The organism is bacterium, assembly GCA_019637795.1.
GTDB lineage: Bacteria > Desulfobacterota > Binatia > HRBIN30 > CADEER01 > JAHBUY01.
Genome location: JAHBUY010000008.1, coordinates 76,502 through 101,064 on the forward strand (window position 1 = coordinate 76,502; position 24,563 = coordinate 101,064).

Sequence of the window (24,563 nt, forward strand, 5' to 3'; positions counted from 1 at the left end):
TCATCCGCAAGGCGCCGCAGCATAGACCAGGGGTCCCTCGGATTTCACGGATGAGATCGGACCGCATCGACAACGCCGTGAAATCCATGCGCTTCGTGCGCTGGCCCACCGTCCCGGTGGCCGTCCGCGGCTGGGTCCGCCGCGTTGAACTGCCATCCGGCCTTCGATAGGATCCGGATTCTATTGAGGAAGGCGCCGCATGCGGGGGGCTGCGGACCTCGGGCCCGCACCCGCACTCGGCCGAGTCGGTGAGAGCAGGCGGTTGATGATGAAGACGCTATTTCTCAATCCCCCGTCGTACGAGGGCTTCGACGGCGGGGCCGGGTCGCGTTACCAGGCGCGGCGCGAGGTGCGATCCTTCTGGTATCCGACCTGGCTGGCGCAGGCCGCGGCGCTGGTGCCGGACAGCACCCTGATCGACGCCCCGGCCGACGAGCTGACGCTGGACGACGTGCTGCGGCGCAGTCCCGGGCACGAGTTGGTCGTCATCCACACCTCCACTCCCTCGGTGGACCAGGACGCCAAGACCGCCGCGGCGCTCAAGGCCGCGCTGCCCGGCATCCGGGTCGGCTTCGTCGGCGCCCACACCATGGTGCTGCCGGAGGACACGCTGCGCGGCGCCCCGGCGGTCGATTTCGTCACCACCGGCGAGTTCGACTACGCGGTGCGCGACATCGCCGCCGGCGCCGACTACCCGGAGGTGCGCGGCATCGCCTACCGGGCCGCCGACGGGTCCATCGCCCGCACCGCGCCGCAGCCGCCGATCACCGATCTCGACGCCTTCCCGTACGTGACCGACGTCTACCAGAAGCACTTGACGATCGAGCATTACTACATCGGCTACCTGCAGCATCCGTACGTGTCGCTCTACACCGGACGCGGCTGCCGCAGCCGCTGCACCTTCTGCCTCTGGCCGCAGACCATCGCCGGCCACGCCTATCGGACGCGCAGCCCCGAGCACGTCATCGCCGAGATGGCGCACGCCCAGAAGCTGTTCCCGCAGGTGAAGGAGTTCTTCTTCGACGACGACACCTTCACCGACGACCGGCCGCGCGCCGAGGCGGTGGCGCGCGGGCTCGGCAGGCTGGGCCTCACCTGGTCGTGCAACGCCAAGGCCAACGTGCCGTACGAGACGCTGAAGGTGCTGAAGGACAACGGCCTGCGCCTGCTGCTGGTCGGCTTCGAGAGCGGCAACCAACACATCCTCAACAACATCAAGAAGGGCACGCGCATCGACCGCGCCCGCCAGTTCATGCGCGACTGCCACGCGCTCGGCATCCTGGTGCACGGCACGTTCATCGTCGGCCTGCCGGGCGAGACGCGCGAGACCATCGCCAACACCATCGCCTTCGCCAAGGACATCGATCCGTACAGCCTGCAGGTGTCGCTGGCGGCCCCGTACCCGGGCACGGAGCTCTACGCGCAGGCGCAGGCCGAGGGCTGGCTGCCGGTGGAGCGGGCCGGCGGACTGGTCGCGGAAGGCATCCAGCAGGCGGTGCTGAGCTACGATCAGCTCTCGAGCGCCGAGATGCACGAGGCGCTCGAGCGCTTCTACCGCGCCTACTACCTGCGGCCGCGGCCGATCCTGCGCATCGTGCGCGACATGCTGCGCGACCGCGAGGTGATGAAGCGCCGGTTGCGCGAGGCGCGCGAGTTCTTCTCCTTCATGGCCCAGCGCCGGCAGCCGCCGGCCGCGGCATCGGCGCCGCTGCGCGACGGTGCGCCGGCCGCCTCGCACTGAGCCGCGCCCGCCGCGTGGTCTCTCCACCGCCGGCATGCGATGGCCAGGCGGCACCGCGATGACGCCCAACCGATCGCCGCTGGTCCGGCGCTCCCGCGCCGCCGCTGGCCTCGCCGGCGCGCTGCTGCTGCTGCTGGCGGCGCGCCCCGGTGCCGCCGGGGAGCCGCCGCTGACCCTGGCGGCGGCGGTGGCGCAGGCGCTGCGCGAGGCGCCGGACGCGCGCATCGCCCGCCTCGAGGCCGAGCAGGCGGATGACGCCGCCGCCGCGGCGCGCAGCCTCTACTGGCCGCACGCCTCGGTGACCAGCCAGGCCGGCTGGTCGAACCGCCAGAACGACACCATCGACGTCGAGGACCCCTACAATCCGAACCAGATCAAACGCTATCCGCTGTCGACCCTGGGCTCGTCCGAACCCTGGTTGGGGCTGTACATCGACCAGGTGCTGTTCGATCTGAAGCAGTGGCGCGACGTCCAGCGCAGCGAGCTCGAGGCCGAGGCCGCCGCGGTGGGGGAGGCGCAGCAGCGCGAGGGCATCAGCGCCGCCGTCCTCGACCAGTACCTGGAGGTGGTGCGACTGGAGGCCTGCGGCGAGCGCGATCAGCAGCGACTGCGCGACGCCGAGTGGCTGGATCGCCAGGCGCGCTCGCTCCTCGGCGCCGGCCGGGCGCTCCCCAGCGAACAGGAGCAGGTGGGGCTCGAGGTCGAGCAGGCGCGGCTCGATGCCGAGGAGCGCGAGGCCGAGCTGGCGCACGCGCGCGCCGTCCTGGCGCAGTTGATCGGCGAGGAGGGCGAGGCGACGACCCTGCGGGTCGATGCCAGCAGCCTGCCGCCGGTGCGGACGCCGGCGACCGACAACCCCGAGGCGGCGCTGGCCAGCTCGCCGGAGCTGCGCATCCTGGCGCTTCGCCAGCGCATGGAGGAGCTGACGCTCGACGCCGCCCGCGCCGGACGCTATCCCACGCTGGCGGTGCGCGGCGGCTACTTCCATTACGGGACCAAGCGGTTCAACGCCTTCGAGCAGGAGGTCGCGGTGGGCGTCGACCTCAAGATCCCCGTGTTCGACGGCTTCCTGGCGTCGGCCAACGTCGACCGCGCGACCAAGGCCGCGGAGGCCGCCCGCCTGCGCTACCAGGCCGTGCAGCAGCAGAAGCGGACTCGCGCCGACGAGCTCGAGCGCCGCGTCCGCGCCGCCGTGCAGCAGCAGGAGCTGGCGGCGCGGCGGGCCAGGATCAGCGCCGAGCGGCTGCGGCTGGCCGATGCCAGCCTGCAGGGCCAGCGCGGCTCGCTCGGCCAGGCGCTGGCGGCGCGCGCCGACGCCGCGCGCGACGCCCGTGCGGTGGTCGAGGCGCAGATCGAGAGCGTCCGCGCCTGGGCGGCCCTGCAGCGCGAGCGCGGCCACCTGGCCGTCGCCCTCGCCGGCGCGGAGGCGGCGTCGCCGCAGACGGCGAGGAAGCGATGACGACGTCGTGGCGTCGCGCGCTGTGGCTGGTGCCGCTGGCGATCGCCCTGCTCACCGCGCGCGCCTGGTGCGGCCGCACCGCCGCGCCGGCGGTCCAGGCCGTCGCCGCGCGCCGGGCGCCGCTGCAGGTCGTCGTCTCGAGCAACGGCAAGGTCGAACCCGTGGACGACATCGAGGTGCGCGCCAGGCTCGACGGCCGGGTGGTGGACATTCCCGATCCGGGGAAGGTGGTCGCCGCCGGCGAGGTGATGGTGCGCTTCGACGACGGACCGGTGACCGGGCAGGTGGCGGCGGCGGAGTCGGAGCGCCTGGCGGCGCTCGAATCGCTGCGCGTCGCGCGCGCTACCGCCGCCGAGCGCCAGGATCGCCTGGCCAGCGATCGCGACCTGCAGCGCCAGGGGGCGCTGACGCGCCAGGTGCTGGCGGAGAGCGAGCGCGCGGCGCGCGAGGCGGCGGCGCAGGTCGCCTATCTGGAGCGCGACGTGCCGCTGCGCGTCGCGGCGCTCGACACCCGCATCGCCGAGCTGCGGGCGCAGCGGGAAGCGACGGTCGTGCGGGCACCGTTCGCCGGGACGATCTACCGGACGCAGGCGAAGAAGGGCGAGCTCGTCCATCTCGGCGATCCGCTGTTGTGGCTCGCCGACCTCGACCACCTGCGGGTGCGCGCCAACGTCGACCAGGTCGACCTCGGCCGCGTCCGCCCCGGGCAGCCGATGCGCGTGACCGCCAACGCCTTCCCGGGGCGCGCCTGGAGCGGCACGGTGAGCGAAGTGGTGCCGAACGTCGTGGTCAAGGAGAGCCGCTCGGTATCGGAGAGCCTGGCGCGCCTCGATCCGCCCACCGAGGGGCTGGTGCCGGGCATGACGGTGGACGTCGAGATCGTCGTCGCCGAGGACCCGAACGCCCTGCAGGTGCCCGCCGAGGCGGTGCAGGCGCAGGGGCGCGAGGCGTTCGTGTACCGCGTCGACGGCCGGCGCCTGCACAAGGTCCCGGTGCGTATGGGACTGACCAGCGTCTCGGCGGTGGCGATCGCCGACGGGCTCGAGGAGGGCGCCCTGGTGGTGGTCGGCCCCAGCGAGGGCCTGGTCGACGGCATGAAGGTCACCGCATCGCGCCGCGATCTGCAGGAGGCGGCGTCGGCGACCGCCCCCGGGAGCGGCGGATGAGCCGCGCCGCGATGCCATCGCCACAGCGCCTGCCGGCGCTGGCGCCGCTGCCCGGCGAGCGCGCCGACGCCGCGACGCCGCTCATCAGCCTGCGCGGCATCGCCAAGACCTATCAGCGCGACGGGGCTCCCGTGCCGGCGCTGCGCGGTGTCGATGTCGACATCCACGCCGGCGAGCTCACCGCGATCATGGGCCGCTCGGGGTCCGGGAAGTCGACCCTGCTGCACATCCTCGGCCTGCTCGATGCCGAGTACGAGGGCCGCTACGTCTTCGACGGCGAGCTGGTGTCCGGCCTCTCGCCGGATCAGCTCTCGCGCCGGCGCAATCGCAAGATCGGCTTCGTCTTCCAGCAGTTCCATCTCCTGCCGCAGCTCACCATCCTGGAGAACGCGGCCCTGCCGGCGCTCTACGCCGGCGGCCGGCCGCGGCAGTGCCGCGCGGCGGCGCGGGCGCGCCTCGAGCAGATGGGTCTCGGCCACCGTCTGGACCACCGCCCGGGCGAGCTGTCGATCGGCCAGCGGCAGCGCGCGGCGATCGCCCGGGCGCTGGTCAACGAACCGCGGCTGATTCTCGCCGACGAACCCACCGGCGCGCTCGACAGCGCGACCGCGATGGAGATCCTGTCGCTGCTCCGCGAGCTGCATCGCGGCGGCGCCACCGTGGTCCTGGTCACCCACGACCCGGAGGTCGGCGGCGCCGCCGAGCGCATCATCCACATCCGCGATGGAACGACCGACGACGGAGTGGCTTAGCCTCCTGCTGCGCTTCGCGCTCGACGGGCTGAAGGGGCAGCGCGGGCGCTCGCTGCTCACCATGCTCGGCATGGCGATCGGCACCGCCAGCGTCGTCGCCGTGGTGTCGATCGGCCTGCTCGGGCGGGACTACGTCATCGGGCTGATCGAGGGCGTCGGCTCGAACCTGGTCTTCGCCTACGGCACCGGCGGCGGCGTCAATCCGGAGGAGCTGGAGTTCGAGGACGTCGATGCCTTTCGGCAGCGCGTGCCGAACGTCGCCTTCATGGCGCCGGTGCTCAACGGCAACGAGCTGATCTCGATCCGCAACCAGCCGGAGAGCATCACCGTGCTCGGGGTGACGCCGGAGTACGCGCCGGTGCGCAACATCGTCGTGCAGAGCGGCCGCTTCATCACCGCCGCGGAGGAGAGCGGCGCCGCGAAGGTGTGCGTCATCTCGAAGGAGCTGGCGCTCAGGAAGTACGGCACCGTCGACGTCGGCGAGGAGTGGCTGCGCATCTTCGGGTTGCAGTTCCGCGTCGTCGGCGTCTACCGCGAGGGCGTGGAGAGCGCCGCCGCGTTGCAGAAGAGCGAAGCGGCGGGCCTGGTGGCGATCATTCCGTTCTCCACCTTCCGCAACCTGTCGGGCGTGCGCTTCGTGGACGTCGTCTACTTCCAGGCCGCCAGCCCGCAGGCGGTGCCGTCGGTGGTGGCGGCGACGAGCCAGGTGATCGCCGGCCGCCATCGCTCGCTCAGCAGCTTCAAGGTCGAGTCGCTCGACCAGTACCTCGTGCTGGTGCAGCGCATCTCCGACGCCGTCAGCCTCGGCCTGATCGCGATCGCGGCCGTGTCGCTGCTGGTCGGCGGCATCGGCATCATGAACATCATGTTGGTGACCGTGACCGAGCGCACGCAGGACATCGGCATCCGCCTGGCGCTGGGCGCCGGGCGGCGCGACATCCTCATCCAGTTCCTGATCGAGGCGAGCATCCTGAGCTTCGCCGGCGGCGTCGCCGGCACGCTGATCGGCGCCGGCGTGCCGCTGTACCTGGGCTTCCTCTACGGCGTCGACGTGCCGGTGTCGGGGATCAGCGTCGCCGTTGCCTTCGCCGTCTCGGTCGGCGTCGGCCTCTTCTTCGGCCTCTACCCGGCCCGCAAGGCGGCGGCGATGAACATCATCGACGCGCTGGGCTACACGTGACGCGGGGCGTATCCCAGGGCCGATCCCTGGGCTCGGATCACGGACGGAATCACCCCGCCGGTCGTAGGCGGTAGCGCACGGGCATCGATTTGATGCCGCCGACGAAGGAGGAGCGCAGGCGGGCGACCTCGCCGGCGAGCTCGATCGATTCCAGACGTTCGAGCAGTTGCCGGAAGATGGTGCGCAGCTCGAGGCGGGCGAGGTTGGCGCCGAGGCAGAAGTGCTCGCCGATGCCGAAGCCCAGGTGCGGGTTGGGGGCGCGATCGACGCGGAAGGCGAAGGGCTCGTCGAACACCTCCTCGTCGCGATTGGCGGATGGATAGAACAGGCAGAGGTGGTCGCCGGCGGGGATGTGCTGGCCGCGCAATTCGACGTCGCGCAGCGGCGTGCGACAGAACTGGATCACCGGCGAGGTCCAGCGCACGATCTCCTCGGTCGCGGCGTCGATCAGCGCCGGGTCGCGCTGCAGCTTCGCGAGCTGGTCGGGATTGCGAATCAGCGCCAGCAGGCCGCCGCTGGTGGCGTTGCGGGTGGTCTCGTTGCCGGCGACGACGAGCAGGAAGCAGTACGAGAGGAGCTCGAATTCGGGGACGTGGGCGCCGTCGACGCGGGCGTTGGCGAGCACGCTGACGATGTCGTCCGTCGGCGCGCGCCGCCGCGCCTCGATCATCTGCCAGAAGTAGCGGAAGAGCTCGCCGCGCGAGCGGTCGGCGGTGTCGACCGCGGACTCGCCCTGCTGCTGAAACTCGGGATCGTTGGCGCCGATGGTCTCGTTCGTCCACTGAAAGAGCAGCGGCCAGTCGGCGCGCGGCGCCCCGAGGAGGTCGCAGAGCACGGCCAACGGGAAGGTGGCGGAGACGCCGGCGACGAAGTCGCCGCTGCGCTCGCCGCCGTCGCCGGCGAACTGGTCGAGCACGTCGCGCGCGATCGCCTCGATCGACCCGCTCAGGCGTTGCAACTGGCGCGGCGCGAAGTGGCTGCTGATCAGGCGGCGGAAGCGCCCGTGCTCCGGCGGATCCATGTTGATGAGATGGCGGGCCGGCGGCGGGCCGTCGTCGAGGGGCTCGAGGCCGGGAAAGACCGCGAGCCGCGGCGCGTTCTGGAACAGCGCCGGGTTTTTGGAGATGGCGACGATGTCGGCATGCTTGGTGATCGCCCAGAACGGGCGCACGCCCGGCGGGGCGAAGCGGTGGACCGGCGACTCGCGGCGCAGCCGCGCCCAGGCGTCGTGCGGGTAGCCGTGCCGTTCGTAGGTCTCGTTGCTGATGACGTCGAGCGCGTCGATCGCGGTCACGCGGTCCCTCCGGCGGCGGCGATCATAGCCCGGCCGGGAGGGGGCACCAAGACGAGGAGTCGCGCCCGCTCCCCCGGGTGCTTTGACTTTGTCGCGTCAGGCACTAGTCTCTGATCACGATGAGCCATCGGGTGAACCTGTTCCGCCCGATTCGAGAGGAATCGCCCCGCGCGTCCGAGGATGAGCTGACGGCGCGCGGACGTGCGGCGTTCGACGGCGCCGCCTCCGTTGGTCCGGTCTCTGCGTCGCATGTGTCACCGTCGCGCCGCCGGGCTGGCGATTCCCGCCGGATGAATTGAACGGATTTCCACTTCGACCGCACAGCCTGGTCGGACTGGGAGGCCAGTTCATGAATCGTTCGCAGGGGTGGCAGAGGGTGCTGCCGACGCGGCACCTGTTTCCCGTGATCGCCGGCGCGCTGGCGGTGCTGATCGCGGCGGCCGACGCGGCCAGCGCCGACGTCGACGAGAAGACCTTGCGCCTGACGCCGGCGCGCCTGGGTTATGTCGAAGGCGACGTCTCCTTCTGGCGTCCGGGCGCCGGCGACTGGGAGGCGGCGACCGTCAACATTCCGCTCGCCGCCGGCGACGCGCTGGCGACCCGCGACGGGCGCTTCGAGGTGCAGATCGGCCCGCAGGCGTTTCTGCGCGCCGCCGACCAGACGCAGCTCAGGGTGAAGAGCCAGGAGCCGGACTTTCTGCAACTCGAGGTCGCCCAGGGCAGCGCGGTGCTCGACCTGCGCCAGTTGCCGGCGGGGCACATCGTCGAGATCGACACGCCGCAGGGCGCGACGACGGTCAATCGCGACGGCTTCTACCGGGTCGACGTCGACGCCCAGTCGACCCGCATCACCGTGCGGCGCGCCGGCGCCGCGTCGTTCACGCCGCTCGGCGGCCAGCCGGTGCAGGTGGCGACCGGCGAGTCGATCACCCTGCGCGGCGGCGCGGCCGGCCAACTCGACCTGGCGGCCGCGCCGGCGTTCGACGAGTGGGATCGCTGGAACTACGCCCGCGCCGACGCCGGGCTGGCGGCGCCGCGCAGCTACGCGGTCTCGACCGACGTCTACGGCGTGTCCGACCTCGATCGCTACGGCGGCTGGCGCTACGTCCCCACCTACGGGCGCGTCTGGGTGCCGTACTCGGTGCCGGTCGGGTGGGCGCCCTACAGCTACGGGCGGTGGTTGTGGGATCCGGTCTACGGCTACTCGTGGGTCGACTACGCCCCGTGGGGCTGGGCTCCCTTCCACTACGGCCGGTGGGTCTACACCGGCTACTGGGCATGGGCCCCGGGACCGGTGGTCTACGGCGCCGTCTACGCGCCGGCCCTGGTCAGCTTCTTCACCCCGGCGGTGTCGGTGAGCGTCGGCGTCGGCGTGCCCTTCATCGGCTGGACGGCCCTGGGCTGGGGCGAGCCGCTGGTGCCCTGGTGGGGCGGCGTCGGCTTCGTCGGCGTGCCCTGCTGGTACGGCTGGGGCGGACCGCGGGTGGTGAACAACATCGTCATCAACAACTACGACACGGTGCACGCCAACCAGATCAACGTGTACCGCAACGCCAGCGCGCCCGGCGGCCTGGTCGGCGTGCCGAAGAACGCCTTCGGCGGTCCCGACGTGCAGCGGGCGCGCCTGGCGTCGCTCACCAACAACGACGTGAAGCCGCTGCGCGGCGTCACCCGGACTTCGCTCGGCGCGCCAGCCGGGGGGGCGGCGATGCCGAAGGACGGCATTCCGCATCTCGCGGGGAGCGCCGGCACGCCGCGGGGCGCCGGCGGCGGCGCCACCCAGCTCACCCGCCAGGCCAACGTCGGCGGGGCTACCGCCGACGCCGTGCCGCCGAAGCCGGCCGGGCAGGGCGCGGCCTTCGACCGCCTGCGCGGGGGCACGGTCGAGGCGGCGCGCGGATCCATTCCGAAGGCGGCGCTGCCCGCGGTCGGAGCGCGCGCGCCGGGCTCGGACACGGCCGCCGCGCCGGACAAGGGACGGACGGCGCCGTTCGACCGATTGCGGACGAGCGGCACGGTGGTCTCACCGCCGCCCCTCCCGCAAGCGGCGCCGCCATCGGCGGGCAGCCGCGCCCCGGGCGGGCGCGTCGCGGCGCCGCCCAGGGATCAGAGCGCTTCCTTCGACCGCGCGGGCAGCGGAACCGTGTCCCGCTCGCAGGCGCTGCCGAAGCGGTCGCTGCCGGCGGTGCCTGCTGCCGGCTCGAGCGTCGGCAGCGTCGCGCCGCCGCCGTTGCGCGGTCTGAGCCGGCCACAGGGAGGCAGCGCCGAGGCCTATCGCCGCCTCGGCAACGGCAGCCTGGCGGCGCCGCGCGCCGCCGTCGCCCCGAGCTATCCGCGCGGCATCGCGGGCGCGCCGGTCGTGAAGTCCGGTGTGCCAGCGGCGGTGGAGCCGTCGCGACCGGTGGCGCCCAGCGCGGGCAACGTCGGCCGCGCCGACTCGGCGGCGCCGCTGTTGCCGAGGCCGCGCGCCGTGGCGCGCGTCGACGCCGCCCCGATGGCCAACTTCGCGCCGCAGCCGAAGCCGCTGGCGCTGCCGAGTGTCGGCGGCGGCACGGGCGGCGGGAATCTCGGCGCCATGGGCGGCGGGCCGGCGGCCGGGGGCGGCAGCGGCGGCGCTGGTGGCAGCGGGATGGGCGGCAGCGGCGGCGGGCGTCCCAGTTTCTCGCGCTGACGGACGAGGGGGCGGGTCGTCCGACCCGCCCCCTCGTCCCGTACGCTAGTGTCCCGAGTTGGAAGTTCGTTGCCTATTTCGGCAAGCAATCGGCGCCCCTGGCAAGGCGTCCCGACGCCGGAATATCGGGAATATTCCGAGGAGGGGCAACGCAGCCAGGGGCATCGAGGGCCGGCGAAATAGGTGACGAACTTCCGACTGGGGACACTAGTGGCGCGCCGCGCGCCAAGCCGGCCGGCGCGGCGTGCCGCGTCGCCGTTCGTCGAGCCGTCGATCTTGCGTCGGCCGCGACCCGGTGTCAGGCATCGCCGATGCCTTCCACGGTGGTGATCCGCGCCGCCGCCGCCGCCGACCTGACGGCCGTGAGCGCGCTGCTCATCGCGCAGTTGCGCGAGCATGGCAACGCCGTGCCCGACGTCGAGCTCGCCGCCGCGGCGCGCGGCATGCTGGAGCGGCCGCAGCGCGGCCGCTTCCTGCTCGCCTTCGACGGCGATGCCGCGGTCGGCCTGGCGGCGCTGTCCTTTCTCTGGACGCTGGAACGGGGCGGGCGCGCCGCCTGGCTGGACGAGCTGTACGTCCTGCCGGCGCGGCGCGGCGCCGGGATCGGGGCGGCCCTGCTGGCGGCGGCCCTCGACCTCGCCCGCGCGGTCGGCGCCCACGCCGTCGACCTCGAGATCGAGGCCGGTCACGAGCGCGTCGGGTCGCTCTACCGGCGGCACGGCTTCGCGCCGCTGTCGCGACAACGCTGGGCGTTGCCGCTCGAGACGCCGGCCGCCGCCAGCGCGCCGCCGCCCTCGACGTTGCAGGGCGGCGGCGGCTGCCTGGACGACGAGCCGCCGCGCCACGGTGGCCGCGGTCCGGCGCGCTGAGCGGGCGCGCCGGACCGCGCCCGCCTCACAGCTCCTCGGCCGAGCCGCGGCGGGCGCGCAGGAATTCGAGAACCGGCGGGATGATCGAAATGATGATGATCGCGACGATGACGAAGTGGAAGTTGCGCTTCACCACCGGCACGTTGCCGAAGTAGAAGCCGGCGAGGGTGAAGGCCGTCACCCAGACGATGCCGCCGAGGATGTTGTAGGCGGCGAAGTGCGCGTAGCGCATGCTGCCGATGCCGGCGACGAAGGGAGCGAAGGTGCGGACGATCGGCATGAAGCGGGCGAGGATGATCGTCTTGCCGCCGTACTTCTCGTAGAAGCGCTGCGTGCGCACCAGGTGCTCCTTGTTGAGCAGGCGCGAGGTCTCGCTGGTGAACACCCGTGGGCCGATGCGGTAGCCGATGGCGTAGTTGACGGCATCGCCGAGAACCGCGGCGATGCACAACAAGGCGATCGCGAAGCCGACGTGGATCGGCGAGCCGTCGATCGCCGCCAGGGCGCCGATCGCGAAGAGCAGCGAATCGCCCGGCAGGAACGGCGTCACCACCAGCCCGGTCTCGGCGAAGACGATCAGGAAGAGCAGCACGTACAGCAGCGGCCCGAGGGACACCGCGAGATCGTTCAGATGCGTGTCGAGGTGGAGAAAGATGTCGACCAGGTAGTGGATGAGCTCCATCGGGCTCCTTCGCCGCGGCGTGTCGGGATCGGGTCCGTATAGAGAGGATCGGCGGGGGACTCAACCGACTGCGCGGCGGGGCGATCCGAGCCGCCGGCCGGTTGAGTTGCCGCACCACCCGTGATCGAGTGCGGCGGGTGTCGTCCGACCGCAGCCGACTGGCGCTGCTCGCGGTGGCGGTGGCGGTGGTCACCTGGGGCTGCAGCAACGTCATGATCAAGGCGGTGCCGGTGCCCGGGCTGGTCGCCTCCTTCTACCGGCTCTGGTTCTCGGTGCCGCTGCTCTGGGCGGTGCCGCTGCTGCATGCCCCGGCGCGCGGCCGGCTCGACCGCGACTGGCTGCGCGCCTCGCTGATCGGCGGCGCGCTGTTCGCCATGCACCAGGTGCTGTTCTTCACCGCCCTCAAGACCACGACGGTGGCCAACGTCGCCCTCATCGGCGCGCTGCAGCCGCCCCTGGTGCTGTTCGTCGCCCCGCGCTGGTTCGGCGAGGCGCGGGCGCCGCGGGCCCTCGGCTGGTCGCTCACCGCGGTGGGTGGCGCCGCGATGGTGGTCGTCGGGGCGGCGGGCCTGCCGGGATGGAACCCGCTCGGCGACGCGTTGGCGGTCGCCAACCTGTTCGCCTTCACCGCCTACTTCCTCGCCACCAAGCGCCTGCGCGATCGCGCCGGCGCCACCGAGTACATGATCGGCATGACCACCGTCGCGGCGCTGATCATGCTCGTCATCTGCCTCGCCAGTGGGCAGCCGCTGCTGGCGCCGCGCGGCGGGGAGTGGGCGGTGCTGCTCCTGCTGGCGCTGTTCCCGGGCACGCTCGGCCACTTCCTGGCGGCCTGGGCGTATCCGCACGCCTCCGCGTTCGCCGTGTCGATTCTGTTCCTGGCGGTGCCGGTGGTGGCGAGCGCCGGCGCGGCGGTGTTTCTCGGCGAGGCGCTGCGCCCCCTGCAACTCGTCGGCGCCGCGGTGGTGCTCGGCGCGGTCGCGGCGGTGGTGCTGCAGCAGTCGGCGCGCGCCGGCGAGGAGCTCGCCGAGAGCGTGGTCGAAACCGATGCGCCGTGAGCGATGAAGGAGGCCCGCCGGGGCGGCGGGCCTCCTTCATCCCCGGCTCACACCAGGGCGCGCAGCAGCCAGAGGCTGGCGACCGCGATGAACAGCCCGGTTCCGGTGACGAAGCCCGAAACCGGCGGTGCCCAACGGTCGCGCTCGGACACCGGCGCGAGCAGGAAGTCCGCGCACTCGGCGCGCGATGTGACCAACAGCGCGCTCAGCACCAGCCCGGCCAAGGCCCCCGCAAGCAGGTTCACATCCATCACCGATTTCCCCCTTCTCGATCGGCCGCCCGTGAATCCCAGAACCCCCGGCAGCGCGCCCTTGCCCGGCGGCGCTGCCTTCTCACGGCCCATAGATGCGATGAACCGACCGCATTAGGCAACAAAAAAATGCGCATAAGCGGTCTTCCGCGGCGCCCGATCGGTCTCGGATGGCGATCCGGCGGCGGATGTGCTCTGAGCAGCGGCGGGCTGGGGTGATGGTCGGGAGGGGGCCATGAGGTGGCAGTCGGCGATCCTGATGGTCGGGGTGGCCTGGGCGCTCGGGGCGTCGGCGGCCCGGGGCGAGGACAGCGACCAGTTCCGGTGGTACATCGGCGGCCGCTTCGATCTCTTCTCGCTCACCCATACGCACGACTTCGTCGGCGGCGAGATCGGGGTGAACTTCAATCGCTACCTCGGGGTCGAGCTGGCGCTCGACAACTGGGAGCGCAAGGTCGGCGATCTGAGCGAGCTGGCGATCACCAGCATCACGCCGCAGCTCCGGCTGCGCTATCCCATGCTGGACGATCGCCTCACCCCGTATCTGGTCGCCGGCTTCGGGCCGGCGGTGTCGCAGGCCAACGACGGCCGCCAACCGGTCACCTGGCTCGGCGGCAAGACCGAGACCCACCTCGGCGGCACGATCGGCGCCGGGATCGAATACTTCATCGCCGACAACATCGCGGTCGGGTGGGAAATCAAGCAGTTCCTGTCGGACTACGTCGCCTACGAGGCGAACGGACGTCAGGGCCGCACCAGTCTCTCCTCGCCGCTGATGGGGCTGAGCCTGCGCGTCTTCTACCCCCTGCTGCATCCGGAAGCGGCGGCGGCCGCGGCGGCGGCGGCGACGGCGCGCCTCTACGTCGACCTGCGCACCGGCGGCGCGCTGCTGCTCGATCTCGAGCCGTTTCCCGGCGTCTCGGCGCGGCCGGAGCAGTCGGTGTTCGGCAGCAACTTCACCTTCGGCTTCGGCGCCAGCCTGGGCGCCGACTTCGGCCGCTACTGGAGCGTCGAGCTGTCGCTCGACAACTACGAGATCAAGGTCGGCCTACCCGGGGTCGGCGACATCGGCGAGTACGCGGTGTTCCCCGTCATGGTCCAGCCGCGCCTGCGCTATCCGCTCTTCGATGATCGCCTCGAGCCGTACGTGTTCGTCGGTCTCGGCGCCGAGCTCGGGCAGCTCAACGACCTGAACGAGACCGGCAAGGCGCTCAAGCCGAAGGCCGAGGACGTGACCATCATCGGCGGCTTCGGCGTTGGCGCCGAGTACTACCTCCTGGAGAACGTCGCCATCGGCCTGCAGACCAAGTACATCATCTCGCGCGGCCATCAGTTCAGCCTGCCCGGGCAGCCGACGGTCAACGGCGACTTCGACTCGCTGCTGCTGTTCGGCAACATCCGCATTCTGTTCGCGGATCTCTGACGCCGTCACGCCGGCGGCGCCTCGAGCGGCGCCAGGGCCGTGGCGGCGAGCGAGAGCGAGCGACCGTGGTATTCGGCGACGCCGGGGCGCGTCGACAACGACAGGATCCCGCTCTTCGGCAATCGTTCGCGCAGGACGGTGTAGACGCGCCGCTCCGTCTCCTGGTCGAGGCCGGCGGTGGCGTCGTCGAGCACGACCCAGTCGGGCTGGTGGAGGATGGCGCGGGCGATGGTGAGGCGGAGCTGCTGCTCGGCGGGGAGCTGTTGCTCCCACGGCTCGCTCTCGTCGAGGCGACCGGCAAGCGATTCGAGGCCGACCGCGGCCAGCGCGCCCCGCACCTGCTGGTCCGGAAACGCCTCGGCCGGCGAGGGGTAGGTGACGGCCTCGCGCAGCGTTCCGATCGGCAGGTACGGCTGCGACGGGAGATAGAGCGGCAGCGCCTCGGCCGGCAGCTCGATGCGGCCGCTGCCGAACGGCCACAGGCCGGCGAGGGCGCGGAACAGCGTCGTCTTGAGCACGCCGGCGGTGCCGACCATGGCGACGCGCTCGCCGGCCGCCACCGTGGCCTCGAGGCCGCTGGCGATGGCGGTTCCATCAGGCTGGCGCAGCGCCAGGTGCGCGAGGTGCATCTGCGGGCGATCGGCGGTCGCGAATTCGATGCCCTGCAGGGCGCCGAGCTCCTCGCGGGTCCGGTCGAGCACGTCCTGGAAGACCGCCAGACGCTCGACGCTGGCCCGCCAGTTGGCGATCTCCTGGTAGGCGTCGACGAACCAGGACAGCGCGCCCGACACCTGGCCGTAGGCGATGCCGGTTTCGGTGAGCTGGCCGAGCGTCATCCGCCCGGCGAAGAAGGCGGGCGCGGCGACCAGCAGGGGGACGACGCCGTTCGCCTGCCCGATGCCGCTGGTGAGCAGGGTCAGGTTCCGCTGCGCGGTGATCAGCGCCCACCAGTTGGCGACGATGTTGCGGAAGCGGCCGAGCGCCCCCTGGCGCTCGACGGCGTCGCCGCGCGAGATCGACACCGCCTCGACGTGATCCCGGTAGCGCACCAGCCCGTACCGGAAGTCGGCCTCGAAGCGCAGGCGGTTGAAATTGATCGACACCAGGGCGCGGCCGACGCGGTTGGTCAGCCAGGTGGCGGCCAGGGCGTAGAGGATCGCCACCCACATCATCAGTCCGGGGATCCAGATCTCGTGCGTGCCCAGCCGCAGCGGCCACTCCCCCGACAGGCGCCAGAGGATGCCGGAGAAGGAGAGCAACGTCGCCACCGCGGACAGCAGCGACAGCGACAGGCCGAGCGCGCTGGCGACGTACGTCTGCACGTCCTCGGCGATGCGCTGGTCGGGGTTGTCGTATTCCTTGTGGTGCAGCTCGCGCTGCCAGAAGGCGCGCGGGCCGATCCAGTCGCCGAGGAAGTGATCGGTGAGGCGCTCGCGCCAGCGGATCTGCAGGATGTTGCGGACGTAGATGCGGTAGGTCGAGACGAACACGACCAGCAGGGCGACGGCGAGGAAGACCTGCATGGCGGTGAGGAAGGCGGTCGCCTCCTTGTTCTGCACGGCGTTGAACACCGTGGCCTGCGCCTGTGCCAGTTGCACGTTGCCGTAGACGGTGCCGAGCTCGCCGGCGATGCAGAGCGCCAGCAGGCCGGCTCCCTTGGTCCGGTCGGCCGACGTCCAGTAGATGCGCGTCAACCGCCGCAGGTGCTGGATGAAGCGACGCTCGAAGATCCCTGTCTCGGTCGACGCCACGGCTCCTCCTTCTTCGGGCGCCGCGCAGTCTGGCGATTCCGCGCGGCGAGTCAAACGAGACCCGGAACGCCAGGGGCGAGATCGGGAACCCTTACAATCGAAGGCAGGAATTTCCGGTGGCCGGATGCACGCCCCCGCCGCTGGTGGCGCGGAGCCTGATCACTGACGTCTGGCCGCGGGATTGCTCTGCCGATGCGTTGGACGGACATGGAAGGCCATCGCAGCAAGCCACCGCGGACCAGCGTGCCGCCCATCGCCGGCGCTGCCACGGCTGCGGGCGAGGCGGACCGGAAGGTGGACGACATTCTCGCCGTGCTGGCGCACGAGCTGCGGACGCCGCTGCAGGCGATCCTCACCTGGGCCGACGTCCTGCGTCGGCAGCCGCTCGATGGCCGCCTGGTGCTGCGGGCCGCGGAGGTGGTCGAGCGCAGCACCCGCACCGAGATGCGGGCGATCGGCGATCTGCTGGACCTGTCGCGCATCGCTGGCGGACGGCTGCGGCTCGAACGCCACCGGGTCGACATGCTTGCCGTCGTCCGCCGGGCGCTCGACAGCGCGCGCGCCGCCGCGGCGGCGCGGCCCGTCGCCGTGATCTTCGACGTGCCCGCCGCGCCGTGTCACGTGCAGGGCGACGCGGACCGCCTGCAGCAGGTGGTCTGGCGCCTGCTGACGAATGCGATCGAGCGCACGCCCGCGAACGGCCGTGTCGAGGTGGCACTGGCGATCGAGGGCGCGCAGATCGTGCTGCGCGTCCGCGACGACGGCCCCCGCATCCCGGATTCGCTCCCGCCGCACGTGCTCGATCGCCTCCACCAGGCGGACCGCAGCGCCGCGCAAGGGCACGGCGGACTCGGCCTCGGACTGACCCTGGCGCGCCATCTGGTCGAGCTGCACGGCGGCGCCCTGGCGGCGGCGAACGCCGTCGGCGGCGGAGCCCTCTTCACGGTGTGCCTGCCCGCCTCACCCGCCTGATCCCCTCTGCCGCGTCGCGACGCGCACGGGGTCGGATGTCACTCCGCCGCCGCGGTGGGGTCGTGCAGCCATCGCGTCACCACCCGGCAGGCGAGGTCGAGGTTGCCCATCTGGCAATGGCGGTCGGCCTGTTCGGCGGCGGTGAAGACGCGGAGCCGGAGCGAGCGCGCGGCGCGGAGGGCGGCGGCCTGGCGCTGGGCGAGCGCGGGGGGCTGGAAGGCGTCGTGCTCGCCGCAGCACAGCAGCACGTGCTGCGTGACCCGCTCGCTGCCGAGGTGAGCGGCGTTCATGCCCAGGAACCAGTCGACGACGTCGACCGGCTCGCGGCCGTCGACCAGGTACAGCGTGTGGTCGACGACGTGGCGGAGGACGGGGAACAGGCGGGCGCGCAGGCGCACGCTCCAGTTCATGAAGCGGCGTCGGCGCAGCATCCAGCGCGTGGCAGGGCGCAGCGGCGCGGGCAAGCGGTGCAGCCAGTCGTACACCGGCGGCCAACTGACGACGCGGTCGATGCGCGGCTCCAGGCTCGCGGCGCGCAGGGCCCAGTACCCTCCCATCGACAGGCCGACGAGGGCGGCGCGATCGATCGCGAAGTGGTCGAGCACCGTCGCCACGGGTTTCTCCCAGTCGTGGTCGAACAGCAGCCCGCCGAGGGCGCGGGCGCCACCCTGCCCGGGTCCCTCGAAGGCGATCACGTCGAATCCGCTCGCCGCCAGGCGTTGCCAGACGGCGTAGAATTCCTCGATCAGCGAGTCGAACCCGCCGTGCAGCAGCACCGTGCCGGTTGCCGCGCCGCCGACGGCGGGCAGCCGATAGGCGGGCAGCGCGCCGCGCCCGTAGGGGATCTCGTGCCGCCGCGCCCCCTCGTCGCCGAAGGCGCGGTCGAAGAGGTCGCGGTAGCGCCGATAGATGGCGATGCCTCCGCCGGCGCGCTTGTGGGTGAAGAACTCGGCGAGGCGCAGATAGCTCGTGGCATGCCGCAGGCGGTCGTCGGCCTCGGCCCGCTCCGAGAGCGCGGCGAAGACCGGCGGACAGTCGGCGAACGAGCGCAGCGCGCGCGCCGCGGCGCCGAGCTCGCGGCGATCGGCAAAGCCGAGGGCGTGGGCGCGATTGAGCTGGTAGTTGAGGAACGCATCGCGATGAAACGTCTCGAAGCCGACCGGCAGCTCGGCCGGCGCGCCGCGTCCGGGGGCCATCGCGCCGCACCCTACACCCGCAGCCCGCGACCGCGGAACGCCGCCGCACTCCCATCGCGAGCCCGCCGCCCACCGGTGCACTTCCTGCCGAGCGGCGACGACCATCGCTTTGTCGATGCGCTCGACCGCGCTGTGGAACACGGTTCTGACCCCACTCTGACCACAAACCCCTCGAATCTAGGCCGCGCTCCGATCAAGAAGGCCGGCGACCGTGCCGGCACTGCGGGCGGTCCACACCCCGCCGATCTGCCGAGAGACGTCGGATGCGACTGCTCCCCAACCGCCCATCCGGTTGCTTCGGTCGAGCACGCCACGGGGAGTGGCCGCATCGCGCTTCCAGACCGCCACCGCACGAGGTCGAAGGCGCTGGAATACGGCGCGCGGAGTCGATTGAAGCCGGGACGACCGGCAGCTTCCCGATACCCAGAATCACGAAGGCCGGCGAACTCTCGATCCCGAGGAACGTGATGTCGTTCTGGAGGTCGTCGGCTATGTAGTTCGAGCTGTGGTCGTGAGGCAGCGTGAGGCCTGTTGTACGGCGTGGCCACTGGGAAACTTGAGACGCTGAGGGTCGCGGTGTCGATCACGGAGGCTTGGCCAGGCCCGATGAAGTTGGCCGCCCCCTCGGTGGACAGGTCAAAACCGGCCGCCCAGACATCGGCTCAAGACGGCAAGGATGGCGCTCGTCGTGCCGCCGGGGGGACGGCGGCCGGAAAGTGGACGGAGGTATCTTGATGGCGGGCGGGACGTCGCGGATCTAAAGCGTATGCGGTAGAAGGCTCACTCGATGGCCTGGTTGCTCGCCGCCGCGATAGTAGCCGCGATTGTCGGTTCGGCATGGCAGCGGTTAGATGACAAATGGAGTGAGCGCGGCAAATATCTTTTGACCTGCTCCGCCACGGCCATTGGTGTCGGCTTGGCTCTGTGGGCTGATCGGTTCGAGGTTGAGCGTCGAGAGCGCGACCAGCTCCAGGCGCTTTTCACTGATCTTTACGTCACAGCCCAGAACCTTGGGACGGGAATCAACTGGACACTGCAAGACACGGGAAAGAGCGAACCGAACTGCGCCCTGTTGGAACAGCTCCGGGTAGACCGGGAGATGCTCAACAAGACCAAGTGGGATCGACCGGAGGCAGCAAAGCACACAAGCCAACTGCTGCGGCAGTCGTTGCGGATGACCTTCCTGGAGCTGCACGGATGGGGCGCACAAGTTGAGCAGGACTGTAAGGAAGGAAAGCCGCTTCAATCAATTGGGCTGCGCTTCTACCAGGCCTACGCCGCGAAATTGACCTTCAAACTTGGGCTCGCGGTCGCGAGTCTTGATGCCACGAATCCTCTGGACCGTAAGAAATTGTTTCGTTGTCTTGCGGCGCTACACGTGCCCTTTCGTTTTGCGCTGGTTAACTCAGTGAAGGAAATCGCTTTTGAGTCAGAATGTTGTGAGGAATTTCTACGCGCAAGCGCATCCGCCGCAGAGAAGTGGGCAGGTACGAGTGATCCGACGTTCTTTCGCGAGATACGGATGCCACTGCCGGAGTCGCTCATCTCCCTGATCGATGAATGCCCATCGGCCCGACAGGTTTCGCCTGTAATCCCCTGTACGGAGTGACGTGTGGCATTCAAACCGCCAACTTGCGCTTTGAATTGCGGAGGTCGTATCGAACAGCGCCGGAACCAAGTGGCGCCATGCCCTTCGACCCGCGCGGAATCCAGCACATCCGGCATCCAGACGGGCCGAATCTAATCGACGACGGCAGCGTGTCGTCAGATGCGCTCACGCCGAAAGAGAAAACCCCCCGGTCGCCCGGAGGGTTTTCGAGTGGGCCGCGAGTGACTCGAACACTCGACCCGCTGATTAAGAGTCAGCTGCTCTAGCCAACTGAGCTAGCGGCCCGCGGGGAGGTAGGTACCGAATCGGGTTGACGAAGTCTACCCACCGGCGGGCGCTCGGCGGGGGATGTGCGGGTGGGCGCGAGGCGCGGCGGCGACGATGAGGCCACTTCCCCGAGCGCGCGGCCTTTGGCATCAAGGAGGAGAGGATCAGGGCATGAAGAGGACGGGCATCGCCGGGTTGGTACTGTTGGGCGCGCTCGCCGCCGGGTGCGCGGCGCGCCATCCGGAGCAGGAGCTGAGCTCGACGCGGGAACGCGAGATGACGCTCGGGATCGTGCAGCGCGAGATCCGCGTCGGGCTGAGCCAGGATCAGGTGGCGGCGGCGCTGGGCTCGCCGAACATCGTCACCCGCGATGCCAACGGCAACGAGAGCTGGATCTACGACAAGGTGGCCAGCGAGGCGTCCTATTCGACCAGCGATCGCTACGGCACGATCCTCATCCTCGGCGGCAGCAGCGCCCAGGGCGCTGCATCGAATACGCAGCGCACGCTGACGGTGGTCATCAAGTTCGACGCCCAGTCGCAGGTGGAGTCGTTCTCGTACCACGCGAGCAAGTTCTGAGGGTCATGCGGACCGCGGGCCCTCTCCTCGCCGCCGCGGCGGCGCTGGCGCTGGTCGCCGGCTGCCTGCCGCCGACCAAGCCGCCGCCGACCCAGCTCGAGGTGCGCGAGTACCAGACCCGCACCTTCGACACCGCCGACACGGCGCTGGTGCTGAAGGCGATGTTCAACGTCCTGCAGGACGACGGCTACGTGGTGAAGAACGCGGTGGTCGACCTTGGCCTGATCACGGCGCAGAAGGAGAGCGATGTGGCGCCGGGCCGCTCCGGCAGCGGCGCCGACGCCGGCGGCATCTTCGGCGGCTTCGGCGGCATCATCATCGGCGGCCGCGGCCCGGGCGGGGTGGTGGTCGGCGGCTCGCCGCAGGAGAACAGCTTCCCCAAGACCGAGGTGCGCGATTTCACCGGCAACGTCAGCTCGTTCGGCAAGCAGACCAAGGTGCGGGTGAGCTTCCAGCGCAAGGTGCTCGACAACCGCGGCCAGGTGGTCGAGGTGGAGCCGATCACCGACCTCGAGTTCTACCAGAGCTTCTTCTCGCGCATGGACAAGAGCCTCTTCCTGCAGAAGGAGAATCTCGGCTGAGCCGGCCCGCCGCGGCCGCGTCGGCGACGCGTTGCCAGGGGCGCGACGCGATGTCATGCAGGCCGGCATGAGCGATCTCGCCCCGCGCTCGCGCGCCGCCTTCGATGCCCTGCTCGATCTCCTGCGCGAGATCGGCGCCTCCCACTTCTCGCTCGCCCGCGGCGTCATCGACGAGACCACCGCCGCCGAGGGCTACCGCTTCCTCCTCCACCTGCTGGCGGCCGGCGCCGAGCACCACGTCGACGGCGATCCCGAGCGGCCGCTCTTCACCCGCATCGTCTCGCCGAGCCGCAAGGTGCTGGGCGACAACCCCGATGCGCTCTACTACTGGACGCGCATCGACGGCCGCCGCGCCTACCGGGTGCGCGGCGCGCTCGACGGCGCCGTGTACACCTCGTTCACCGTCCACGGCGTCGATCCCGCCGGCGGCAGCATGGAGCGGGTGATCAGCGACGTGAACGATCGCGAGCTGGCGATCGCCGCCGACGGCACCTACGAGCTGACCATCGCCCCCGAGCCGCATCCCGGCAACTGGATCCGCAGCGAGCCCGACGCCACCGCGGTGATCACCCGCCACTATTTCGAGCGCCCGCTCAGCATCGCCGCCGACCCGACCGCCGGCGTCCGCCTGCGCATCGAACCGCTGGCGCCGCCGCCGCCGCCGCCGCCGCTCACCGATGCGACGCTGGCGGCTCGCCTCGAGGCGCTCGCCCGCTACGTGCGCGGCAACACCCTCGGCATGCCGGCGCCCGGCGAGGGCCCGGCCTATCCCTTCGTCTCGCGGGTGCCGAACGTGCTGCCGAAGCCGGCCAGCTTCCGCGCCGCCGGCGTCGCCACCGTCGGCGCCGTCGACATCCACTACGCGATGGCGCCCTACCTGCTGCAGCCTGACCAGGCCCTGGTGATGGAGGGACGGCTGCCGGCCTGCGGCTTCGCCAACGTCGCGCTCTGGAACATGCACATGCAGACGCTGGAGTATCGCGGCCACCGCACGTCGCTGAACCGCGCCCAGATGCGGTTCCGACCCGACGGCTCGTTCCGCGTCGTCGTCGCGCCACGCGACCCGGGCGAGCCGAACTGGATCGACACCGAGGGGCACCCGATCGGCATTGTCTTCTGGCGCATCCTCCTCCCGGAATGGGAGCCGGAGGAGATCCGCTGTTCGGTGATCGACCTCTGATTCACCCCAGGGGCAGCCGCGCGCGGTCGTCGAAGCGGGCGACGAAGCGACGGTCGATCCAGTCCTTCAGCCGCCAGGCCCAGCGGCCGCGCGCGGCGAGGCCGGCATAGCTGAGCAGGGCGCGGCCATCGGCGGTGTTGAGCAGCGCCAGGGCGTGTCGTTGCGGGCGGAAGGGTCGGGGCGTGCCGCCGGCGAGCGCGGCGCGCAGGTTGGCGGCGAGGAGCGGTCCCTGGCGCACGGCGTAGACGCCGGACTTCGGCGTCGGCGTCGGCGGCGTGGCGCAGTCGCCGGCGGCGAAGACCTCGGGGCGCGCCGGACAGCGCAACGTCGCGTCGACGCGCAGGAAGCGGCGCTCGTCGACCGCCAGGCCGGCGGCGGCGAAGAGGCCGTCGCCCACCGCGCCGGCGGCGGCGACCACGAGGTCGGCTTCGAGCGCGCTGCCGTCGGCCAGATGGGCGGCGGTGGGCGACACCCGGGTCGCCGCCTGACCGCCGACCCAGCGGATGCCCGCGGCCGCGAAGGCCGCCTGGATCGCCGCCGCCGCCCGCGCGCCGAGCCCGGGGAGCGGCCGCGGCGCGGGATCGCAGACGGTCACACGTCCGCCCCCGGGGCGCAGTCGCGCCGCCAGGGCGAGGGCGAGCTCGCAGCCGGCGGCGCCGCCGCCGATCACCACGGCATGCGCCGACGGGCGGGCCGCGAGCGCCGCTTCGAGGGCCGCGAGCGCCGCGTCCATCGGCTTGATGGCGACCAGCGGCGCGCCGGCGTCGGCGGCGATCGGCGCCACCTGCGAGCCGATGTCGAAGGACACCACGTCGTAGTCGTGACGGACGCCGTCGGCGAGGGCGACCGCGCGCGCGTCGGCGTCGAGGGCGGCGGCGCGGCCGGCGACGAAGCGGCCGCCGGCGCGCGCGGCGAGGCGGCGGACGTCGATCTGCGCCGCGCGCAACGGGTACTGGCGATTGAGGACGCCCGGCACCATCCCCGAATAGGTGGCGAGCGGCGAGGGCGCGACGAGCGTCAGGTCGAGGCCGACGACGCGCTGCCGCGCCAGGGCCTCGAGGACGAAGAGATGGCTGTGACCGCTGCCGACGAGCAGCAGGCGCATGGCGAGCGGAGGGAGCGCGTGCGCCGCGCGCCGGTGCGCCGGTCCTGGGGACCGGCGCCCGGCGCGCGGCGCCGACTCACTGCGGCGCGCTGACGTCGATGCCGATCGCCTCCGTCATGGTGATCTCGACGCTGTCGCCGACGGCGACGCGGTTGAGGTTGTCGGGGTTGCGCGCCTGGACGACGACGTCCTCCCCGCCCTCGAGGCCGGCGAGCGTGACGGTGCCGGCCTTCTTGTCGATCGCCTTGATGGTCGTGGTGACGGTCACGGCGCGGGCGCCGGCGGCGCCGGGCCGCTCGCCCGGCTCGGCGCGCACGGCGTCCTCGGCGATGGTGACGCCGGGCGTCGCGCCCTGGCCCTTGCGGACCACCTGGTAGGAGAGCTGGCCGATGTAGGTGACGGTGACCAGGTCGCCGGCCTTCACCTGCGGCAGGTTGCGCACCTCGGGGCCGGCGTGGATCGTCGTCGTGCGGCCGTCCGGCAGGGCGAGCGTCACCTCGCGCGTCTTCTGATTGATCTTCTTCACCGTGGCCGTGGCGGTGACCACGCCCTGTTGCAGCACGCCGCTGGGCGGCGGACCGGGCGGCGGCTTCTGGGCGCAGCCGGCGGCGATCACGGCGAGCAGGGCCAGGGTGCGGGTGAGGGTGCGGTTCATGGGGTCTCCCTGTGCTGGGCGTCGCCGGCGGCGACGCGACGTGGACGCGGCCGGCAGCGGTCGCGCGATTCGTTATAGCGGTCGACGTGGACGCGCCTAGTGCAAAAGCGCCGCGGGGGTCA

General features: G+C 71.6%; 21 protein-coding genes and 1 tRNA gene. 14 read left to right on the plus strand and 8 right to left on the minus strand.

Annotation, left to right across the window (positions count from 1 at the left end; all coding sequences use genetic code 11):
• Nucleotides 1-265: 265 nt before the first annotated feature.
• From hpnJ to KF840_23860, 5 genes are read left to right on the plus strand one after another with little or no spacing between them, the layout of a single operon-like run.
• Entirely contained in the window at nt 266-1,741 is a 1,476-nt protein-coding gene (gene hpnJ / locus KF840_23840) for a hopanoid biosynthesis associated radical SAM protein HpnJ (GenBank protein ID MBX3027938.1), read from the plus strand.
• Between the two features lie 58 nt (nt 1,742-1,799).
• Entirely contained in the window at nt 1,800-3,200 is a 1,401-nt protein-coding gene (locus KF840_23845) for a TolC family protein (protein MBX3027939.1), read from the plus strand.
• Complete coding sequence (locus KF840_23850) at nt 3,197-4,366, plus strand: efflux RND transporter periplasmic adaptor subunit (protein MBX3027940.1); 1,170 nt, start codon at nt 3,197-3,199, stop codon at nt 4,364-4,366. The genes KF840_23845 and KF840_23850 overlap by 4 nt, the downstream gene beginning before the upstream one ends.
• Nucleotides 4,367-4,377: 11 nt before the next feature.
• Nucleotides 4,378-5,118 carry an ABC transporter ATP-binding protein gene (locus tag KF840_23855; protein ID MBX3027941.1) on the plus strand — a complete coding sequence of 247 codons (741 nt, stop codon included), beginning with the start codon at nt 4,378-4,380 and terminating at the stop codon, nt 5,116-5,118.
• On the plus strand, nt 5,090-6,298 hold the full coding sequence (locus KF840_23860; GenBank protein MBX3027942.1) for an ABC transporter permease: 1,209 nt from the start codon (nt 5,090-5,092) through the stop codon (nt 6,296-6,298). The genes KF840_23855 and KF840_23860 overlap by 29 nt, the downstream gene beginning before the upstream one ends.
• A gap of 49 nt (nt 6,299-6,347) precedes the next feature.
• On the opposite strand, the gene KF840_23865 is transcribed toward KF840_23860, so the two are convergent.
• A complete protein-coding gene (locus tag KF840_23865) occupies nt 6,348-7,592 on the minus strand; it encodes a cytochrome P450 (protein ID MBX3027943.1) in 1,245 nt (414 codons plus the stop codon).
• Between the two features lie 349 nt (nt 7,593-7,941).
• Here KF840_23865 and KF840_23870 point away from each other — a divergent pair, with 349 nt between their 5' ends.
• The gene (locus KF840_23870; protein ID MBX3027944.1) at nt 7,942-10,263 is read left to right on the plus strand and encodes a hypothetical protein; all 2,322 of its coding nucleotides are present in this window, start codon (nt 7,942-7,944) and stop codon (nt 10,261-10,263) included.
• A gap of 311 nt (nt 10,264-10,574) precedes the next feature.
• The gene (locus tag KF840_23875) at nt 10,575-11,132 is read left to right on the plus strand and encodes a GNAT family N-acetyltransferase (protein MBX3027945.1); all 558 of its coding nucleotides are present in this window, start codon (nt 10,575-10,577) and stop codon (nt 11,130-11,132) included.
• A 25-nt stretch (nt 11,133-11,157) separates the two neighbouring features.
• On the opposite strand, the gene KF840_23880 is transcribed toward KF840_23875, so the two are convergent.
• Nucleotides 11,158-11,814: a DedA family protein gene (locus KF840_23880; protein MBX3027946.1), complete on the minus strand. Its 657-nt coding sequence runs from the start codon at nt 11,812-11,814 to the stop codon at nt 11,158-11,160.
• 137 nt (nt 11,815-11,951) lie between these two features.
• Between KF840_23880 and KF840_23885 the strand changes: the two genes are divergently transcribed.
• On the plus strand, nt 11,952-12,872 hold the full coding sequence (locus KF840_23885; GenBank protein MBX3027947.1) for a DMT family transporter: 921 nt from the start codon (nt 11,952-11,954) through the stop codon (nt 12,870-12,872).
• Nucleotides 12,873-12,919: 47 nt separating this feature from the next.
• Here KF840_23885 and KF840_23890 read toward each other — a convergent pair whose 3' ends face one another.
• Nucleotides 12,920-13,216 carry a hypothetical protein gene (locus KF840_23890; GenBank protein ID MBX3027948.1) on the minus strand — a complete coding sequence of 99 codons (297 nt, stop codon included), beginning with the start codon at nt 13,214-13,216 and terminating at the stop codon, nt 12,920-12,922.
• A gap of 142 nt (nt 13,217-13,358) precedes the next feature.
• Between KF840_23890 and KF840_23895 the strand changes: the two genes are divergently transcribed.
• The gene (locus tag KF840_23895; GenBank protein ID MBX3027949.1) at nt 13,359-14,546 is read left to right on the plus strand and encodes an outer membrane beta-barrel protein; all 1,188 of its coding nucleotides are present in this window, start codon (nt 13,359-13,361) and stop codon (nt 14,544-14,546) included.
• A gap of 5 nt (nt 14,547-14,551) precedes the next feature.
• On the opposite strand, the gene KF840_23900 is transcribed toward KF840_23895, so the two are convergent.
• Nucleotides 14,552-16,297: an ABC transporter ATP-binding protein/permease gene (locus KF840_23900; GenBank protein MBX3027950.1), complete on the minus strand. Its 1,746-nt coding sequence runs from the start codon at nt 16,295-16,297 to the stop codon at nt 14,552-14,554.
• 294 nt (nt 16,298-16,591) lie between these two features.
• On the opposite strand from KF840_23900, the gene KF840_23905 reads away from it, so the two are divergent.
• Nucleotides 16,592-17,269: a HAMP domain-containing histidine kinase gene (locus KF840_23905; protein MBX3027951.1), complete on the plus strand. Its 678-nt coding sequence runs from the start codon at nt 16,592-16,594 to the stop codon at nt 17,267-17,269.
• Between the two features lie 38 nt (nt 17,270-17,307).
• Here KF840_23905 and KF840_23910 read toward each other — a convergent pair whose 3' ends face one another.
• Nucleotides 17,308-18,465: an alpha/beta fold hydrolase gene (locus KF840_23910; GenBank protein ID MBX3027952.1), complete on the minus strand. Its 1,158-nt coding sequence runs from the start codon at nt 18,463-18,465 to the stop codon at nt 17,308-17,310.
• Between the two features lie 787 nt (nt 18,466-19,252).
• On the opposite strand from KF840_23910, the gene KF840_23915 reads away from it, so the two are divergent.
• Nucleotides 19,253-20,074: a hypothetical protein gene (locus KF840_23915; protein MBX3027953.1), complete on the plus strand. Its 822-nt coding sequence runs from the start codon at nt 19,253-19,255 to the stop codon at nt 20,072-20,074.
• Between the two features lie 211 nt (nt 20,075-20,285).
• On the opposite strand, the gene KF840_23920 is transcribed toward KF840_23915, so the two are convergent.
• Nucleotides 20,286-20,359: transfer RNA gene (locus KF840_23920), tRNA-Lys, on the minus strand.
• A gap of 153 nt (nt 20,360-20,512) precedes the next feature.
• On the opposite strand from KF840_23920, the gene KF840_23925 reads away from it, so the two are divergent.
• The 3 genes from KF840_23925 to KF840_23935 all read left to right on the plus strand — a co-directional run bounded on the left by KF840_23925 (nt 20,513) and on the right by KF840_23935 (nt 22,681).
• Entirely contained in the window at nt 20,513-20,920 is a 408-nt protein-coding gene (locus tag KF840_23925) for a hypothetical protein (protein MBX3027954.1), read from the plus strand.
• Between the two features lie 5 nt (nt 20,921-20,925).
• Nucleotides 20,926-21,501 carry a hypothetical protein gene (locus KF840_23930; GenBank protein MBX3027955.1) on the plus strand — a complete coding sequence of 192 codons (576 nt, stop codon included), beginning with the start codon at nt 20,926-20,928 and terminating at the stop codon, nt 21,499-21,501.
• 67 nt (nt 21,502-21,568) lie between these two features.
• The gene (locus tag KF840_23935) at nt 21,569-22,681 is read left to right on the plus strand and encodes a DUF1214 domain-containing protein (protein MBX3027956.1); all 1,113 of its coding nucleotides are present in this window, start codon (nt 21,569-21,571) and stop codon (nt 22,679-22,681) included.
• Nucleotide 22,682: 1 nt separating this feature from the next.
• Here KF840_23935 and KF840_23940 read toward each other — a convergent pair whose 3' ends face one another.
• Both KF840_23940 and KF840_23945 read right to left on the minus strand, forming a co-directional pair.
• On the minus strand, nt 22,683-23,786 hold the full coding sequence (locus KF840_23940) for an FAD-dependent oxidoreductase (protein ID MBX3027957.1): 1,104 nt from the start codon (nt 23,784-23,786) through the stop codon (nt 22,683-22,685).
• Nucleotides 23,787-23,862: 76 nt separating this feature from the next.
• Nucleotides 23,863-24,441 carry a hypothetical protein gene (locus KF840_23945; GenBank protein ID MBX3027958.1) on the minus strand — a complete coding sequence of 193 codons (579 nt, stop codon included), beginning with the start codon at nt 24,439-24,441 and terminating at the stop codon, nt 23,863-23,865.
• Nucleotides 24,442-24,563 lie beyond the last annotated feature (122 nt).